Source organism: Methylobacterium sp. J-070 (genome assembly GCF_022829385.1).
Classification (GTDB): Bacteria; Pseudomonadota; Alphaproteobacteria; order Rhizobiales; family Beijerinckiaceae; genus Methylobacterium.
In genome coordinates, this window is the sequence record NZ_JAKSXX010000123.1 from 202,541 (window position 1) to 217,206 (window position 14,666).

18 protein-coding genes are annotated in these 14,666 nt (G+C 67.9%); 9 read left to right on the forward strand and 9 right to left on the reverse strand.

Annotation, left to right across the window (positions count from 1 at the left end; all coding sequences use genetic code 11):
- Window positions 1-47: 47 nt before the first annotated feature.
- Window positions 48-440 carry a RidA family protein gene (locus MKL01_RS11435; protein ID WP_243905330.1) on the reverse strand — a complete coding sequence of 131 codons (393 nt, stop codon included), beginning with the start codon at window positions 438-440 and terminating at the stop codon, window positions 48-50.
- 156 nt (window positions 441-596) lie between these two features.
- Here MKL01_RS11435 and MKL01_RS11440 point away from each other — a divergent pair, with 156 nt between their 5' ends.
- Window positions 597-1,283 (forward strand): ArsR/SmtB family transcription factor, encoded by a 687-nt coding sequence (locus tag MKL01_RS11440; protein WP_243905331.1) that lies wholly within the window; start codon window positions 597-599, stop codon window positions 1,281-1,283.
- Between the two features lie 457 nt (window positions 1,284-1,740).
- Here MKL01_RS11440 and MKL01_RS11445 read toward each other — a convergent pair whose 3' ends face one another.
- The 8 genes from MKL01_RS11445 to MKL01_RS11480 form a co-directional block, all read right to left on the reverse strand.
- Window positions 1,741-1,935: a hypothetical protein gene (locus tag MKL01_RS11445; RefSeq protein ID WP_243905332.1), complete on the reverse strand. Its 195-nt coding sequence runs from the start codon at window positions 1,933-1,935 to the stop codon at window positions 1,741-1,743.
- 996 nt (window positions 1,936-2,931) lie between these two features.
- Window positions 2,932-3,213, reverse strand: a complete 282-nt coding sequence (locus MKL01_RS11450; RefSeq protein WP_243905333.1) for a hypothetical protein — start codon at window positions 3,211-3,213, stop codon at window positions 2,932-2,934.
- A 340-nt stretch (window positions 3,214-3,553) separates the two neighbouring features.
- The gene (locus tag MKL01_RS11455; protein ID WP_243905334.1) at window positions 3,554-3,814 is read right to left on the reverse strand and encodes a hypothetical protein; all 261 of its coding nucleotides are present in this window, start codon (window positions 3,812-3,814) and stop codon (window positions 3,554-3,556) included.
- 221 nt (window positions 3,815-4,035) lie between these two features.
- Entirely contained in the window at window positions 4,036-4,278 is a 243-nt protein-coding gene (locus MKL01_RS11460; RefSeq protein ID WP_243905335.1) for a hypothetical protein, read from the reverse strand.
- 51 nt (window positions 4,279-4,329) lie between these two features.
- A complete protein-coding gene (locus MKL01_RS11465; protein WP_243905336.1) occupies window positions 4,330-4,899 on the reverse strand; it encodes a hypothetical protein in 570 nt (189 codons plus the stop codon).
- A gap of 61 nt (window positions 4,900-4,960) precedes the next feature.
- Window positions 4,961-5,842, reverse strand: a complete 882-nt coding sequence (locus tag MKL01_RS11470; RefSeq protein WP_243905337.1) for a PRC-barrel domain-containing protein — start codon at window positions 5,840-5,842, stop codon at window positions 4,961-4,963.
- A gap of 40 nt (window positions 5,843-5,882) precedes the next feature.
- Complete coding sequence (locus MKL01_RS11475) at window positions 5,883-6,533, reverse strand: BON domain-containing protein (protein ID WP_243905338.1); 651 nt, start codon at window positions 6,531-6,533, stop codon at window positions 5,883-5,885.
- Between the two features lie 239 nt (window positions 6,534-6,772).
- Window positions 6,773-7,702, reverse strand: a complete 930-nt coding sequence (locus tag MKL01_RS11480; RefSeq protein ID WP_243905339.1) for a LysR family transcriptional regulator — start codon at window positions 7,700-7,702, stop codon at window positions 6,773-6,775.
- A 172-nt stretch (window positions 7,703-7,874) separates the two neighbouring features.
- Between MKL01_RS11480 and MKL01_RS11485 the strand changes: the two genes are divergently transcribed.
- From MKL01_RS11485 to MKL01_RS11520, 8 genes are all read left to right on the forward strand, one after another.
- Window positions 7,875-8,426 carry an OsmC family protein gene (locus MKL01_RS11485; protein ID WP_243905340.1) on the forward strand — a complete coding sequence of 184 codons (552 nt, stop codon included), beginning with the start codon at window positions 7,875-7,877 and terminating at the stop codon, window positions 8,424-8,426.
- A gap of 142 nt (window positions 8,427-8,568) precedes the next feature.
- Entirely contained in the window at window positions 8,569-9,312 is a 744-nt protein-coding gene (locus tag MKL01_RS11490) for a Crp/Fnr family transcriptional regulator (protein ID WP_279604546.1), read from the forward strand.
- 105 nt (window positions 9,313-9,417) lie between these two features.
- Window positions 9,418-9,612, forward strand: a complete 195-nt coding sequence (locus MKL01_RS11495; RefSeq protein ID WP_243905341.1) for a hypothetical protein — start codon at window positions 9,418-9,420, stop codon at window positions 9,610-9,612.
- A gap of 383 nt (window positions 9,613-9,995) precedes the next feature.
- A complete protein-coding gene (locus MKL01_RS11500) occupies window positions 9,996-10,643 on the forward strand; it encodes a BON domain-containing protein (RefSeq protein ID WP_243905342.1) in 648 nt (215 codons plus the stop codon).
- A gap of 82 nt (window positions 10,644-10,725) precedes the next feature.
- Entirely contained in the window at window positions 10,726-11,436 is a 711-nt protein-coding gene (locus MKL01_RS11505; protein ID WP_243905343.1) for a hypothetical protein, read from the forward strand.
- Entirely contained in the window at window positions 11,433-11,891 is a 459-nt protein-coding gene (locus MKL01_RS11510; RefSeq protein ID WP_243905344.1) for a GlcG/HbpS family heme-binding protein, read from the forward strand. The genes MKL01_RS11505 and MKL01_RS11510 overlap by 4 nt, the downstream gene beginning before the upstream one ends.
- 394 nt (window positions 11,892-12,285) lie before the next feature.
- Window positions 12,286-13,575 (forward strand): NRAMP family divalent metal transporter, encoded by a 1,290-nt coding sequence (locus tag MKL01_RS11515; protein ID WP_243905345.1) that lies wholly within the window; start codon window positions 12,286-12,288, stop codon window positions 13,573-13,575.
- 410 nt (window positions 13,576-13,985) lie between these two features.
- The gene (locus MKL01_RS11520) at window positions 13,986-14,636 is read left to right on the forward strand and encodes a BON domain-containing protein (protein WP_243905346.1); all 651 of its coding nucleotides are present in this window, start codon (window positions 13,986-13,988) and stop codon (window positions 14,634-14,636) included.
- Window positions 14,637-14,666: the final 30 nt, after the last annotated feature.

Below are 14,666 nucleotides of genomic sequence, written 5' to 3' on the forward strand. Positions count from 1 at the left end.
TCCACGTAATTCATTCCGACGCTTTGGCCTGGCCGGATCCGGCGCGATCACACGGCCGCGATGCAGTCGATCTCGATGTCGAACCCGCCAGCCCATGCTGGGACGTTGATGAAGATCCGCGCGGGCCAGTTCTCGGGGAAATAGCGACGGTAGACTTCATTCACGGCCGGGAACATGTCGACCGAGGTGACGTACACGTTGACCTTGAGGACATCCGCCATCGATGATCCGGCGGTCTCCACACAGAGCTTCAGTTGATCGAGAACGAGTTCGGTCTGACGCTCGATGGGGCCGGTAAAGATCTCGCCCGTCGCCGGGTCGAAGGGCGGTGCGCCCGTGACGTAGATCGTATCGCCGTGCTTAGTCACGGTCGAGGTCGGTGCCTTGTACCGCTCTAGGTAAGTCGCCAATGGTTCGACGCGGATGATCTCCTTTCTCATGCCCCTCTCCTTATCGCGCCTTGCATCCGCCGATGCGAGGCCTCTGCGGTCCGCTCTTGATATGCGCTCCGCCATGTCGATGTCTTGCGGGATCGCTTCGGCTGCGGCCGAAGTGTTCGGCCTTGCCGGTGGGCATAGCCGGTCTACAATCATCAGATGCACACCGGTCCCAAAATCGCCCAGGTCGCCGCGCTGATCGGCGACCCGTCGCGCGCCAACATCCTCGTCGGCCTGATGAACGGGCAGGCGCTCACCGCGTCCGAACTCGCCTACATTTCCGGCGTGACTCCACAGACCGCGAGCGGGCACCTCGCCAAGCTGAAGGAGGCTGGGCTGCTCGCGGGCGAGAAGCAGGGGCGGCACCGCTACTTCCGCCTCGCCTCACCGCAGGTCAGCCGGCTGCTGGAGGGATTGATGATCGTGGCGCAGGCAGGCCCGGCACGCGCTGCGCCCACCTGGCGCGGCGGTGATGAGCTTCGGAACGCCCGCACCTGCTACGACCACATGGCGGGCCGGGTCGCAGTTGCGATCGCCGATCGACTGATTGCAGACGGGCGCGTCGAACTGGACGATGACGGAGGCCAAGTCACGCAAGCAGGTTACGAGTTCCTCGCTGGGCTCGGCATCGACCTGTCGGGAAGGGCGAGACGGCGTGTGTTCTGCCGCCCATGCTTGGATTGGAGCGAGCGGCGTCCGCACTTGGCGGGCGTGGTGGGAGCAGCGCTGCTCGATCACGCGCTGGAGCAAGGCTGGGTCGAGCGGGTACGGGACAGTCGCGCGCTCACCGTGACGCCGTCTGGCGTGGCTGGTCTCGCGGCGTTCAGCGTTGAAGTGGCCTTATAAGGTTGCTGGAACGGTCAAGGCCGTCACCCTCTTGGTACATGCAGGTGCGTTGACACACACGATTTGCTGCATGGCGACTCCTGCTGCCAAGACACGATGATCTGAAGTGATGTTGCACGTCGAGGGTCGGCATCCGTCGCAAAGCGACGTCCGGTTCGCTCTTACCGCTCGCCTGGAAGTAGTCGGGCTGCTTCCCACCCATCTGAGACACTCACACGGGCCCAAGGCATGACAGAAACTGGCCGAAAGCGGCAAGTCCGCTTCGGAGCAGGTCAGCCGCAAAAGCGGATCGACGCTTACCAACCCGAAGCCGGCCGTCCCCGTCTACCAGCGGCGCCGCCAACCTTGCCGAACTCTTGGTAACGCCGTTGATGCAGTTCCCGTCCATCAGATGCCGCCGTTAGGTGGTCGGGCGCGCAAGAAGCTCGCCCGACCGATTACTGATGGGGGTTCCCGATCAGCGGCCGCCGGCGCTCTTGCCGTGAGCCTTGGTCGAGCTCTCGTGCGCCTTGGCGGAGTGGCCGTGCGCCTCTTCGGCGTGCTTCGCGGCTGCCTTGGCATCGCCCTTCCCATGGAGCTCGGCGGCCATCTTGTGCGACTTGGCGGCTGCCTCGTGGTGCTTGGACGCTTCAGTGTGGGATGCCTGGGCCATGGCTGGTTTCCTTAAGGGGCACCAGTCAGCGGTGCTCGTTGCGGTCGTCGTGACCGGCGCCGTCCGGGCGAGCTTTCTCGACCGGCGTGCGAGGTGTCCTCGGGCGCGGCACGGATCAGTGCGCGGGCACCCGGCCGTTGGGGTGTAGCGGTCCCCCACCGAGGGAAGCTCCTGGTAGAGCCTGGAAATTCGGTTGTCGTGCGAAGGGCCGCTCTGCCGGGACAGGGCATCTAGGCCGTATGGACCGCTGGCCTGTCGAAGATGAAAGGCTGCGATGTCATGGCCCTGCGGCCGTGGTCGGAAGCCGCTGCCTATTTCCGCGACCTCTCGGTGAGTAGCTCGGTAGGGAGCCAGAGTTGTTCCAGAGGTCCACCGAGACGATCTCGGCGCCAAGTTCGATGTCACTCCGGGTCCTGTACCCGAGGACTTCCATATCCGCGTCGGCGGTACGCTTCGGCGGCTCTATCACGCAAGCGGCCAAACTGATGAATTGACTCGGATGTCACTTCCGGCAAATCCTGTTGCTGTCTTTACGTTCAGAAAGACGTCGTCCTGCGCCACTTCGATCACTGAGATCAGCGTCACGTCGCAACACGCGCTCTTGAATGTCCCCGGAATCTGCGTCTCACTATATCGCCGGCTTCGTCGCTGTGACGTCGGGGACGGCAGTACGGAGCGCCGATGCGCTTGCAGACCGAGCGAGTTCATCCCGCACCGGCCCGGATGCTAACCGGCCATCCGACGAATGAAGTGTAACGACAGAAGGTTCTGGCTGCGCGCACTATTTTCGACGCTCGGATCCGCGAATATGATGCTGCCGGCACTTCTTGGCCGAGATCCGGTACGGTATCCTCCGTCATCCGCTCGTCGCCTTGACAATGTTGCTTGCCGGTATGGCGCTGGGAATATGTGAGGGTCGATCGCCGTCCCCTGAGGACGAGCATGACGCAGATCAGGCATCTGCGCCGGGCGTCGTGGACGATCGATCCATCCGGATCAGCCCTCTGACCGTGGCATGGGCCTCGCCTGAAGAACGGCGGCTCGCACGAAAGGGCGCTTCAGTCCGATCCCGACCTTCGGACGACCGACGAATTCCTGGGCGCCTGGGTGGCTCCGCACCGCTTTGACGAGGTTCAGTCGATAGCCTGCCCGGAAGAGGAACACGCTGGCGGCCGAGCCCGACAGGAAGGCTTCGACTGCCGTGTCGACCTCGTCTTCCGAGACAAGTCCCCGTTCGCACAACGTCCCGATCGTTTGAAAATCAATCATCTTATGCATGTAGGGCGCGGGCAGACGACGCCGAGCGGATCGTCACGATCGAACCACGCATCGCCTGCGCCGATGCGTTCGAGATTGCCTCGCTTCCGCCTGACCCTGTCGCTCGGCTTGGTTTGCTTCGGAGGGCGATGGCTCCGGCCCAGACAACAAGCGATGCCGTCGCGATGCCGACGTCGGACCATAATTGCCGAAGCACGCGGCCCGTTCAACACGTGGTCAACGAAGACCGATGCCGGGAGGATGATCCGCGCCTTCCCACAGGCGCAACCATCGCGCCCTCGTACCCCACCGCGGAGTCCGAGGGGTGAAGTTGAGATCGGTCCTGCAGCGCGAACGGAACTCAGCTTCCGATTGAAGGCCTGTCGGCCCGGGCCGTCATGATCGCCTGAGCACAGGTGAGCACACATTCCCGACTGCTGTGGTCTCCCAGGGCAGTCCAGAGGCGGAGCATTTCGAGCGCGTCGTCGAGTTCGCGGATGGCCTTCGGATCGTCGCAGAAATCACTCGGCAGAAAGCCGAGGGCATCTGCCACGCGCTCGCAAGTCCTGAGAGCGATCCGCTCGTCGTTCCCTTGCGTGAAAGCGGTCAGAATATCGCGCATCGCCGATCTCATTCTGAAGCGGAGGATGGCTGCGGCGGCGGGGCGGATTGCGGTGGCACGCATCCCAAAACGTTGATCCCGCCCGACGGCGTCCGGTCAGGGTTCGGGGGGTGCGCCGGCGACGGATCTGGGAATGTCGCGTCGGGCCGCTCAGGACCCATGGGGTTTGTCATGAGGGGGCTCCTCGTCACGGGAGTCGGGCGGACTGGGGGAGCGGACCCTCAATCCATGAAGTGCCAGGCGGCCTCGGCCGCCTGGCGGTCGTGAACGATGCCGTCTGGTCGAAGGGCGACTTCCTCGATCCGGGCCTTCTCGGAATGGTCCAGAGCCAGATCCCGCTCCTTCGCGGCGGCGGCGTGCTCACCGTTGGCCAGATGCCGCGCGGAATGCCGGTAGTGGGCGGCCGCCCGGTCGTGCTGATGCGCGGCCTCCTCGCAGGTCCGTGCCATCTCGGTCATCGCCATCGCCGGTCGTCCTCGCGGTTCTGGTTCGGAGATGTGTCCACCCGCAACCCCTCAATGGCGGATCTGGGTCTGCGCCATGTCGCGGTCCCAGGTGGTCCGGGCCGCCGCGCGGGCGGCGCGGGCGGCGTTCGCGGTGGCCGTGGCGGCCCGGACGATGGAGGCCCGCGCGGCCGTCGTCGCCTGACGCATCGCCGTCATATTCGAACGGACCGAGGCTTCGGCGGCGTCCCTGGAGGTCTGCACCGCCAGTCGCGTCGCCTCCACGGATGTCCGCGCGGCATCAGCAGCCTTCCGCATCGAGGCGTTCGCCGCGACGCCCGCCGCGGTGTTGGCCTCGGTGATCTTGGTCTCGGCGCGTGTCGCCGCCTCCGCGGCGTCGGTGGCGAGCTTGCCGATCATAGCGGCGGATTGCTTCGGGGCATCCGTCACCGCCGCCTTCGAGGCCTGCAGCGCGAGCCGGGCCGCCTCACGGGCCGCATCGGCGGCTTGGCTGGCCGCGCGCCCCGCCTCGCGCATCGTCGACGCCGGATTCGCCGCGGTGGTGGCCGGCTGCTGCGCCTGGGCCGCGGTCATGGTCGACAGGACGAGGAAAGTCGTCGTCAGGACGGTCATCGTTCGCATGGGAGATTCCAATCGTGTGTCGAGGCGTGGAAGGCTGGCCTTCGGCCGGCCGAGGCGCGGCTCAGTCCGTCCGCGGGGTCTTCACGGCGGCCTTCCAGTAGGCGTCCGCCTTCGCGGTCTGCTGGGCGAACGGCTCCGCCTTCGTGAAGCGGCCCTCGATGATCCGCGGGGCCTGATCCATGCCGTCCTTACTCGTATCGAGGACGAGGATGTTCAGGTTCGGCGTGACCTTGAACTGGCCCCAGGGAACCGCGACGTGGCGCTCGCCGAGGCCGAAGACGCCGCCGCGGGCGACGACGAGGTAGGCGATCGTGCCGCCCTGTGGACCCATGACGATGTCGTCGACGCTGCCGAGCGCCACGTTGCCCGGCGTGCGCACCTCGCTCCCGAGCAGGTCGTCCGAGCGGAATGCCGTCGCGTGTGAGGCGACCGGCTTCGCGAGCGCGAGTTCCTGCGTGCGGAAGCCCAGGGCGTTCGCGACCCGAAGGTCGCGGCCCTGCATGTCCGCCTTGTAGGCGTCGTAGCTCGCCCGGATCTGGACCAGCACGTCCTCGCAGGCCTGCTGCTGGCCATGGCGCGCCAGGATGTCGGCGCCCCCGAGCAGGACGCGGACCTCGTATCCGGGGCGGACGTTCGCGTACCGCAGCATCGCGGACGCGGCGCCCATCGCCAGGCCGGCATCGGACCCTGCCGTTCCGAACCAGTACCCGCCGAGCGGATACCCGTAGCCGTAGCCCGAGCCGCCCAGCCAGTACCCGTCCGTCTCCATCTGCGCGTCGAAGGTTTTGAGGTGGCCGAGGCAGGCCTGGGCCGGCTTGGCATCCGCGTCTGGTGGGATCGCCACCGCCGGATCGGCCCCCGGTACGCCGGCGGCGCGGAGCGGCGTCGACAGCATCAGGGCGGTGCAGACGCCGAGCGACAGGGGGCGGATGAGACGGCGCATGGCAGGTTCCTCGACGGGAAGCTCAGAAGACCGACGTCGGTCAGACGATGGCGAGGTCGTTCTCGACGATGGCGACCCCCGGGGAGCCCCAGGCCGTAACGGCGGCGAGTCGGCGTTCGTGCTCGGTATGGACGCTGCCCGTCAGCCGGACGCGGTCGCCCTCGACGTCGACGCCGACGCGCTTCGGATCGAAGAACCACGACCGCCCGAGCGCACCCTTGATGCCCTCGGCGATGTCACGGGCGTTCGCGCGCGGCTTGATCGTGATCCGGTTCGAGAGACCGACGACGCCCAGCAGCGAGCGGATGTCGAGAGCGGCAGCCTCCTTCTGGAAGTTCCAGTCGACGGCCCCGTTCAGGGTCACCCAGCCATCCTGGACCTCTGCCGTGACCGTGTCAGGGCGGATCGCGGCGTCCCAGTCCAGACGGTTGACGACGGCGGCCGCGATATCCGCGTCGGTGCGACGATGATCGAAGGCGAGGTCCACCGCGATATCCCCGGCGACGGCCTTCACCCCTTTGACCCGGCGGGCGGCGGCCTCGGCGGCGTGCTTCTGCGCGAAGCTGTCGACGTGGCCGGTCAACGTGACGATCCCGTCCCGCGCGGTCGCCCCGAGATCCGTGGCAGTCACGCTCGGATCCCAGGACAGCGCAGCGAGCACGTCCTGCGTGAGTCTTGCATCGGCGATCATGACGGCATGCTTTCGTCGCTGAGACCCTCTTGGCGATCTGATCACCGGATCTTCTGGACGGCATCTTAGCGTCTCTGCCCAATACATGGCCCAAGCATTTTCGACATTTGGCTATGCAGGGATGGATACGTCGCGGTCGAACGAAACATGCCCCCGGGCGACGCTTCGACCCCGTAACGGGGGAGGCAGGACGTCCGGTGCGGGGAAGCGATCCGCGGAGGGCGGCCGTGCCCGAGCTGTCAGCCGGCCACCGCCTGGTCGGGTTGCCCGCTCGCATCGGCGGGTTGAAGGACTGCCGTGAGCGCGTGAATGCAGTCCGTAATGTGGGTCAGGACCACCCGGATCCGCGGGGTGTCGCGGTTGTCCTTGTGAACCAGCAGCAGGATGTCGGCGCTGGGGGGCTCGGTCGGGACCGGGAGGCGCGTCAACCGCGTCTCCCGGTCGCCGCGGAAGCGTGCCAGGCAGGCCAGGCCGCCCCCGCCGGCTGCGGCGAGCACGGCGGCCTCGTGGCTGCTGGTCTGAAGAACCACGGTGGCACGGGACGCCAGCTCGGTCAGCCACGCGGACTGGGTCATCTCCTGCGTGTCTTCGAGCTGCGTGATCAGACGATGGCCGGTGCAACCGTCGTCGATGTCCAGACCGCCATGGGTCCGGAGGTAATCCGGCGTCGCGTAGATCCCGAAGGCGATGCTCCCGATACGCCGCACGACAAGGTCGTGCTGCTCGGGCGGGCGCATGCGCAGGGAGATGTCGGCCTCGCGCATCGCCAGGCTCAGCTCCCGCGGGTTGGGAATGAGCTCGATCATGATGTCGGGGTGCTGCTCGTGAAGCTGGGCGAAGCTCGGCGCGAGGATGTGGGCGGCCAGCGTCTCGGCGCAGGTCACCCGAACCAGGCCGCGCAGGCGGGTGTCGCGCCCGGTGACGTCGCGTTCGAGGGCGATGGCTTCCGCCTCCAGCCGCTCGGCCTTCTCGCGAACGTCGACACCCGCCAAGGTCGGAACGTAGCCGTCCGGCGTCCGGTTGAGCAGGCGCACCGCGAGCGTCGCTTCCAACGAGTTCAGGCGCCGCCCGACGGTCGATTGCGAGACATGCAGCACCTTGGCGGCGGCCGAGAGCGAGCCGTGCCGGGAGAGCGCCAGGAAAAACCGCAGGTCGTCCCAGTCAAGCATGCGCCGCCCGCGATCCGTTTTTGCATTCCCCGTCGTCGACTTTGGTGGCCGACTTCGTCGCCGGGAAGCCTATACTTAATCACGGGATATAACCACGGCGTGGATTTCTTCGGGGTTCGAGAATTTCAAAGCCGGCTATCCGCGCGAAGGTAACTTCATGGCACGAACACCGATGACCCCGCCCGCCGTGGTTCCCGCGCCCATCGATGAACGCGAGTTCCAGGCGACCATCGCCAGAGGCAGGGCGGACCCGACTGCCGTCCGGACCCTCCGGTGCCGGACGGTGGCGCAGGGACGCCTGAGCCAGCTGAACTACATCCGGAACCTGCCGCCGCAGCCCGTCATGGAGGACGAGCCCGAGGGCCTGCTCGGCGACAGCACCGCGCCGAACGCCTCGGAAGCCCTGCTCGCCGCGTTGGGCTCGTGCCTGTCCATCGGGATCCATGCCAACGCCCTCGGTCGGGGCATCCCGATCCGTTCGCTCGAGCTGAGCGTCGAGGCCGACATCAACACGACCTCGGTCTGGGGGAGCGGGGACCTCCACCCGAAGACGATCGGCTTCGAGACGATCCGCGTCGCGGTGAACATCGACGCGGATGCATCGCGAAAAACCCTGGCGGCCCTGATCAAGCACACGGTTCTCTGGTCCCCGGTCGCGAATACGCTCCACAACCCGGTTCACCTCGACGTGGCCCTCGCACCGGCCGCAGCTGCCGCAGCCTGATGCGGGCCGGATCAGAGGCTTATCACACCCATCCTTACGACCGGTCCGCGAGCGGCGTAACGGTGGCGGTCTTCATACTCAACGGGGTCAGCACAATCGCCGATCGGCAGACGCGGCCGTTTCCAGCGGGAAGGACAAGCTCATGTCGATCCATTCGTCGCTGGCCGCAGCGACCACCAAGCTGCCCATTCCTGTTCTTTCCACCTATTCGGTCGGACACTTCGAAAAGCTCCGTCTCATCAGCCTGTCGACCGCCCTGCCGCTGGCGGAGCGCGACACGCTGGAGCCGTTGAGCCGGCGGGTCTCGCTCGACCGGAAGGAAAACCTCTTCCGTCAGGACGAGCCCGCGGGATCGGTCTACAATGTCAGCTCGGGGGCGCTGCGCCTGTATCGCATCCTGCCGGACGGACGTCGTCAGGTCACGGGCTTCGCCTTCCCGGGCGACTTCCTCGGGCTGTCGCTCCTCGACCGGTTCAACGTCTCCGCGGATGCGCTCGGACCGGTGACCGCCTGCCGCTTCGATCGGCGGGCCTTCATGGAGCTGGTCCGGTCCCAGCCGAACCTGATGATGCACCTGCACGAGATCACGGGCCATGAGCTGTCCCGGGCCAAGGACATGATGGTGCTGCTCGGCCGGCGCACCGCCGACGAGAAGATCGCCGCCTTCCTGATGGGTTTGCGGGCGCGCTACGCGCAGATCGGATGGAGCGCGGTCACCCTCGAACTCCCGATGAACCGCCTCGACATCGCCGACCATCTCGGCCTGACCATCGAGACCGTCAGCCGGACTTTGTCGCGCCTCGACCGGGAGGGCTGCATCCTGATCGTGCCGGGGGGCGTGCGCCTCGTCGACCACGCCAGACTCGACCGGCTGTCGGCGCACTGACCCTCGGGACCGCGCCGAGCCGTCTTCCACGCCCGCTCTCCCGCAGGGTGGCGACGAACGAAGCCGGCACGGGGGGCCAGCCGCGTCCCGTCCGAGATGCCCGCGATGGGATGGCGTCATAAGCCCGGCGGCCGGATCGGCGGACGGACCGGCGGCCGCTTCAGGTCATGCCGCCGGGAGCGGGAACCGGGCTCGGCGGGCACCGGCATGCTCCCCGTCACCGCCGGTTCCTGCGACCGGATCTCGCTCGGAACGACGTCCCGCACCGGCGGCATGTTCGGTCCGCTGGAGCCGGCGTGAGGCTCTTCCGCGGGTGCGGCCTGCGCCATGGTCGCGACGAGGAGTGCTCCGAGCACGGCGAACGTGGACGTCGGTGATCTGGCCATGGCTCGGTCGTCCGATTCCGGGGCGTGGGTCTTTGTCTTCCAGCCCCGATGACGGCCATCATGGGCTCGGCGGCGGCCCGGGACTTTGTGGTGGATCAAAGACTGTGCCCGGCCAGGGCCTAGGGTCGGGACATCGGCACTGGCGGCACGTCCCGATGCCGGGATGCGCCCGCAACGGCCTCTCGTGGTCCCCGATGTCGGCCGACTTCGCGTCGCGGTTCGGCCCGCCGAACACGCGCAATCCCGAACACCCCTCCGGCGACGGGTCGCACCTTCCTCCAATCCAGGACACGCGTCATGACCATGGACAAGACCTTGCAGACCGACGTCATCGCCGAGCTCGGCTGGGAGCCGAGCGTCACCGCCGCCCATATCGGCGTCACCGCCAAAGACGGGGTCGTGACCCTGACCGGCCATGTCCAGAGCTACAGGGAGAAGTATGCCGCGGAGCGGGCGGCCGGGCGGGTGAAGGGCGTTCGCGCCGTCGCCGAGGAGATCGAGGTCCGCCTGCCGGATCATGCCAGGAGGAACGACGACGAGATTGCGGTCGCCCTGTTGCAGCGTCTGGATTGGAACGTCTCGATCCCCAAGCAGGCGGTTCAGGCCAAGGTCGAGAAGGGCTGGGTCACCCTCACCGGCGAGCTCGACTGGCAGTACCAGAAGGAAGCCGCCCAGCACGACATCCGCGGGATGCTCGGCGTGGTCGGCATCTCCAACTGGATCACCATCAAGGCGCGGCCCAGCGCCGTGAGCATCGGCGCCGACATCACCCGGGCCCTGCACCGGGGCTGGTACGACCCGAAGACCATCACGGTCAGCGCCGAGGGCGGCGTGGTCCACCTGAGCGGCACGGTGGAGAGCTGGTACGACCGGCAGATGGCCGGATGGACCGCCTGGGGCGCGCCCGGCGCCACCATGGTCGAGAACGATATCCGGGTCGTCTGAGCGAGCCTCACACGCATCGACGCATCGCGCGATTCGGGGTCCCGGACCCGCGCGGTGCGGCCTCACGCAGGAGTTCCTCTCGATGATGCATCCCCGGATCCACGGCCACGACCGGACGACCCTTGCCCGGATTTTCAACCATCCGACCAGCAACAACCTCGAATGGCGGGAGGTCGTGGCCTTCGTCGAGCGGATCGGGAACGCCGAGGAGAAGGCGAACGGGAGCTGGAGCCTGAGCTTGGGCGGGCGCGAATGGACCTTCCCGCAGCCCCGGCACAAGGACATGGATCCCCGTGACGTCGAGCGGCTGCGGCACCTGATGGAAGGCGCGGGCCTGTCCGCGCATTCGACCGAGGTGCTGACGCTTTCGGAACATCCGACCGAGAGCGATGCCCTGATCGTCGTCGACCACCACGAGGCACGGATCTATCGCCTCGATCCCGAGATCGTCGGCGCGGCGACGGAGACCGCGTTGCGGCCCTACGATCCGCACGGTCACATCCACCATCTCGCCCGCAGGGATGGGGGCAGCGACCGCGGCCAGCGCGCCCCGGAGGTTGTGAGCTTCTACGAGGGGATCATCGGCTGCGTGAGGGACGCGCCGCGCATCGCCATTGTCGGGCACGGGACCGGCAAGAGCAGCGCGATGTCCGTACTCTCCCGCCGCCTCGGCGAGCATCATCACGAGACGAAGGGACGTGTCGTGGCGACGGCGAACGTCGACCTCTCCGCCGCGACGGACGTGCAGCTGCTCGCGCTCGGGCGCGAGATGCTGAGCCGGAACGCACGATGATGTCCGCCCCCATGCCCGGGATGGATCACCGAGACCCGACGCTGGCCGAGGCGACCGCCGTCGTCGGGCATGCCATTGCCGAGGCCCGACGCCTCGGCATCGCGGTGAGCGTCGCCGTCTGCGGCCGCGAGGGCCGGCTCGTGGCCTTCTCGAAGATGGACGGCGCGGGCTGCATGACGGCCCGTCGGGCCATCGGGAAGGCCGTCGCCTCGGCCATCTCGGGCGAGCCGAGTGAGGTCATGCATCCGGCGGGGGATGTGCTCTTCGGCTCCATCGTCGAAGGCGAAGGCACGGCGGCGTTCCACGCGCGCGGCCGCATCGCCTTGCGGCGTGACGGCGAACAGATCGGAGCGGTCGGGGTGTTCGGGGACGCGTCGAACGATCGACAGGACCTCGCCTGCGCGACCGCCGGGAGCGACGCCCTGCAGCCGCCAGTGTTTGCACCGTGTGCCTAGACAGTGATGGGGATGCAGTCCGGCAGGGCGAGAATGGCGCATCCGGTCGGGCTTCGGAATTCCATCCGTGTTCGACCTTAGCCCCGCGGCCGAGCGCCTGAGGCGGGTCGAGCCGGGGGCGCCCACAAACGCCTACGCCGACTGGCTCCCAGAACCGATGTCCCCTCTCCCCGACCTGTACAAGCTCTGCCCATCCGCGGGTGCCGGAGGGCCCGTCAGCCGACGGCCTGGACCTTCTCCGGACGCGTCCGGTGATAGGGCCGACCGCTCGGCCGCCGGAGCCGTCGACGGACCATGCGGCCCCGAACGCGGGGCGGCCACAGTTCACCGGGACGAGTCCGGTCCTTCCCGTTCCGGTCAGCACCCGTCGCACCGTGGCGGGCGGCCACCTCGGATGACGGCTTTGCCCGGCAGCGCCGTCGAAGCGCCGCGCACCGCACCCTCCGCCATCGGCATGGTCCGCCGGCTCGGGCCCGGCCTGATCACCGGGGCCGCCGACGACGACCCGAGCGGGATCGCCACCTATTCCCAGGTCGGCGCGCAGTTCGGCTACGGGCTCGCCTGGACCATGCTGTTCAGCCTGCCCTTCATGATCGTGATCCAGGAGATCAGCGGCCGCATCGGGTGCGTGACCGGGCGCGGCATCGCGGCGAACCTGCGTCGCCACTATCCGTCCTGGCTCGTGCGCTCCATCGTGACGCTGCTGCTCGTGGCCAACGTCGTCAATCTCGGTGCGGACCTCGGCGCCATGGGCGCCGCGCTCACCCTTCTCCTGGGCGGCAATCCCAAGCTCTACACCGTCGGCTTCGGCATCCTGTGTGTCGTCGCCGAGATCGTCATCCCCTACGCCCCCTATGCGGGCGTCCTCAAATGGCTGACGCTGTCGCTGTTCGCGTATGTCGCCGTGGTGTTCACCGTGCACGTGCCGTGGGACGAGGCCCTGCTGGCGACCCTCGTCCCGCACCTGCGCCTCGATGCCGTCAGCGCGACGGCTTTGGTGGCGGTCCTCGGCACCACGATCAGCCCTTACCTGTTCTTCTGGCAGTCGGCGCTGGAGGTCGAGGACCGGAACAGGCGCGGTGTCCGTCCGCTCTGTCGCACGCCTCGGGAGGCCGGCCCGCAATTCGCGCGCATCCGGACCGACACGGTGGTCGGGATGGGTGTTTCGAACGTCGTCGCCGTCTTCATCATCTTCGCGACCGCCGCCACGCTGCACGCCAACGGGGTCACGGACATCCAGACCTCGGCCCAGGCGGCCGAGGCCCTGCGGCCGATTGCCGGCGTCTTCACCTTCGCGCTGTTCGCACTCGGCATTCTTGGGACGGGACTCCTGGCGGTGCCGGTCCTGGCCGGATCGGCAGCCTACGCCCTCGCGGAGGCCTTCCAGTGGAGCGAGGGCCTCGACCGCCGTCTGCGGCAGGCCAAGGCTTTCTACGCGACGCTCTCGGTGGCGACCCTGGCCGGTGTCGGCCTCAACTTCACCGCGCTCGATCCGGTCAAGGCGCTGTACTGGGCCGCCGTCGTCAACGGCATCCTCGCGGCACCGGTCATGGCCGCGCTGATGCTCGTCGCCAGCAACGGCCGCATCATGGGGCGACTCAGCCTGTCGACGCCGATGCGCGTCGGCGGCTGGCTGGCCACCGCGATCATGATCGCCGCGAGCGTCGGCTTCTTCGCCCTGTGACCGCCACCCGGGCGAGGCACGAACTGTGCGGACAGGCAGGCGGCCTCCGGTTTGGGGCTCGTCTCCGCCCGACCCGCGGAGCGAACGCTTCGTGTACCCACGCGACGGTCGTCCTCGAAACCCCGGGGGTGAGATCGGGCCGCTTCGGCGTGCAGGGGCGGATCGCGCCGATGCTTGTCGTCCGCCCGACCGAAGAGCGCGCGGCGCTCGAGAGGCGCGATCGAACATTCCGCGCGATCTTTGCGGTCGATCAAGGATCGTGCGCGTCCGCGCCGCTAGCGTAAGCCGATACCAGAACCCCGCCCGCCTTCGTCGCACAGGCCTGCCGATCCCGATCCCACCGGCGCGACGACGGCATGGATGTCGGCCGCGCCGACAAGCCACGCTCCCCGGCACCACGGAGACCTTCGATGTCCCACGACAGCAGCCTGCAGCACGCCGTGCTGGCGGAATTGATCTGGGACCCGGAGGTAACCTCATCCGGCATCGGGGTGACGGCCAAGGACGGCGTTGTCGCCCTCACCGGCCAGGTCGAGAGCTACGGCGAGAAGCTCGCGGCCGAGGCGGCCGCTCGCCGTGTCAGGGGCGTCAAGGCCATCGTCGCGGAGATCGAGGTCCATGCGCCTCATGCGCAGCATCGCTGCGACGAGGACATCGCGGCGGCCGCCCTGGCGCGGCTCGCCTGGAGCGCGGCGGTGCCGCCCGGCAGCGTCTCGGTGCAGGTCGCGAAGGGCGGCATCACCCTGACCGGAGAGCTGGATCACAAGTTCCAGTCCGAGGCCGCCGAGCGCGAGATGGGACAGCTCTACGGCGTCGTGGCGGTGACCAACCGGATCACCATCAAACCTCAGGTCAACGCCACGGATGTCAGCACCGCCATCAGCGCCGCGCTGGATCGCTCGTGGCTGTTCGATCCGGAGACGGTAACCGTGAAGGCCGATGGCGGCACGGTCCATCTGGGCGGCACCGTTCGGACGATGCAGCAGCGCCGCCGGGCCGTCGGGGCCGCGTGGTCGACCGAGGGGACGACGGCGGTCGACGACCAGATCATGGTCGTCTGACCGCGGGCATCCAATCTCCCGGTGGGTCTT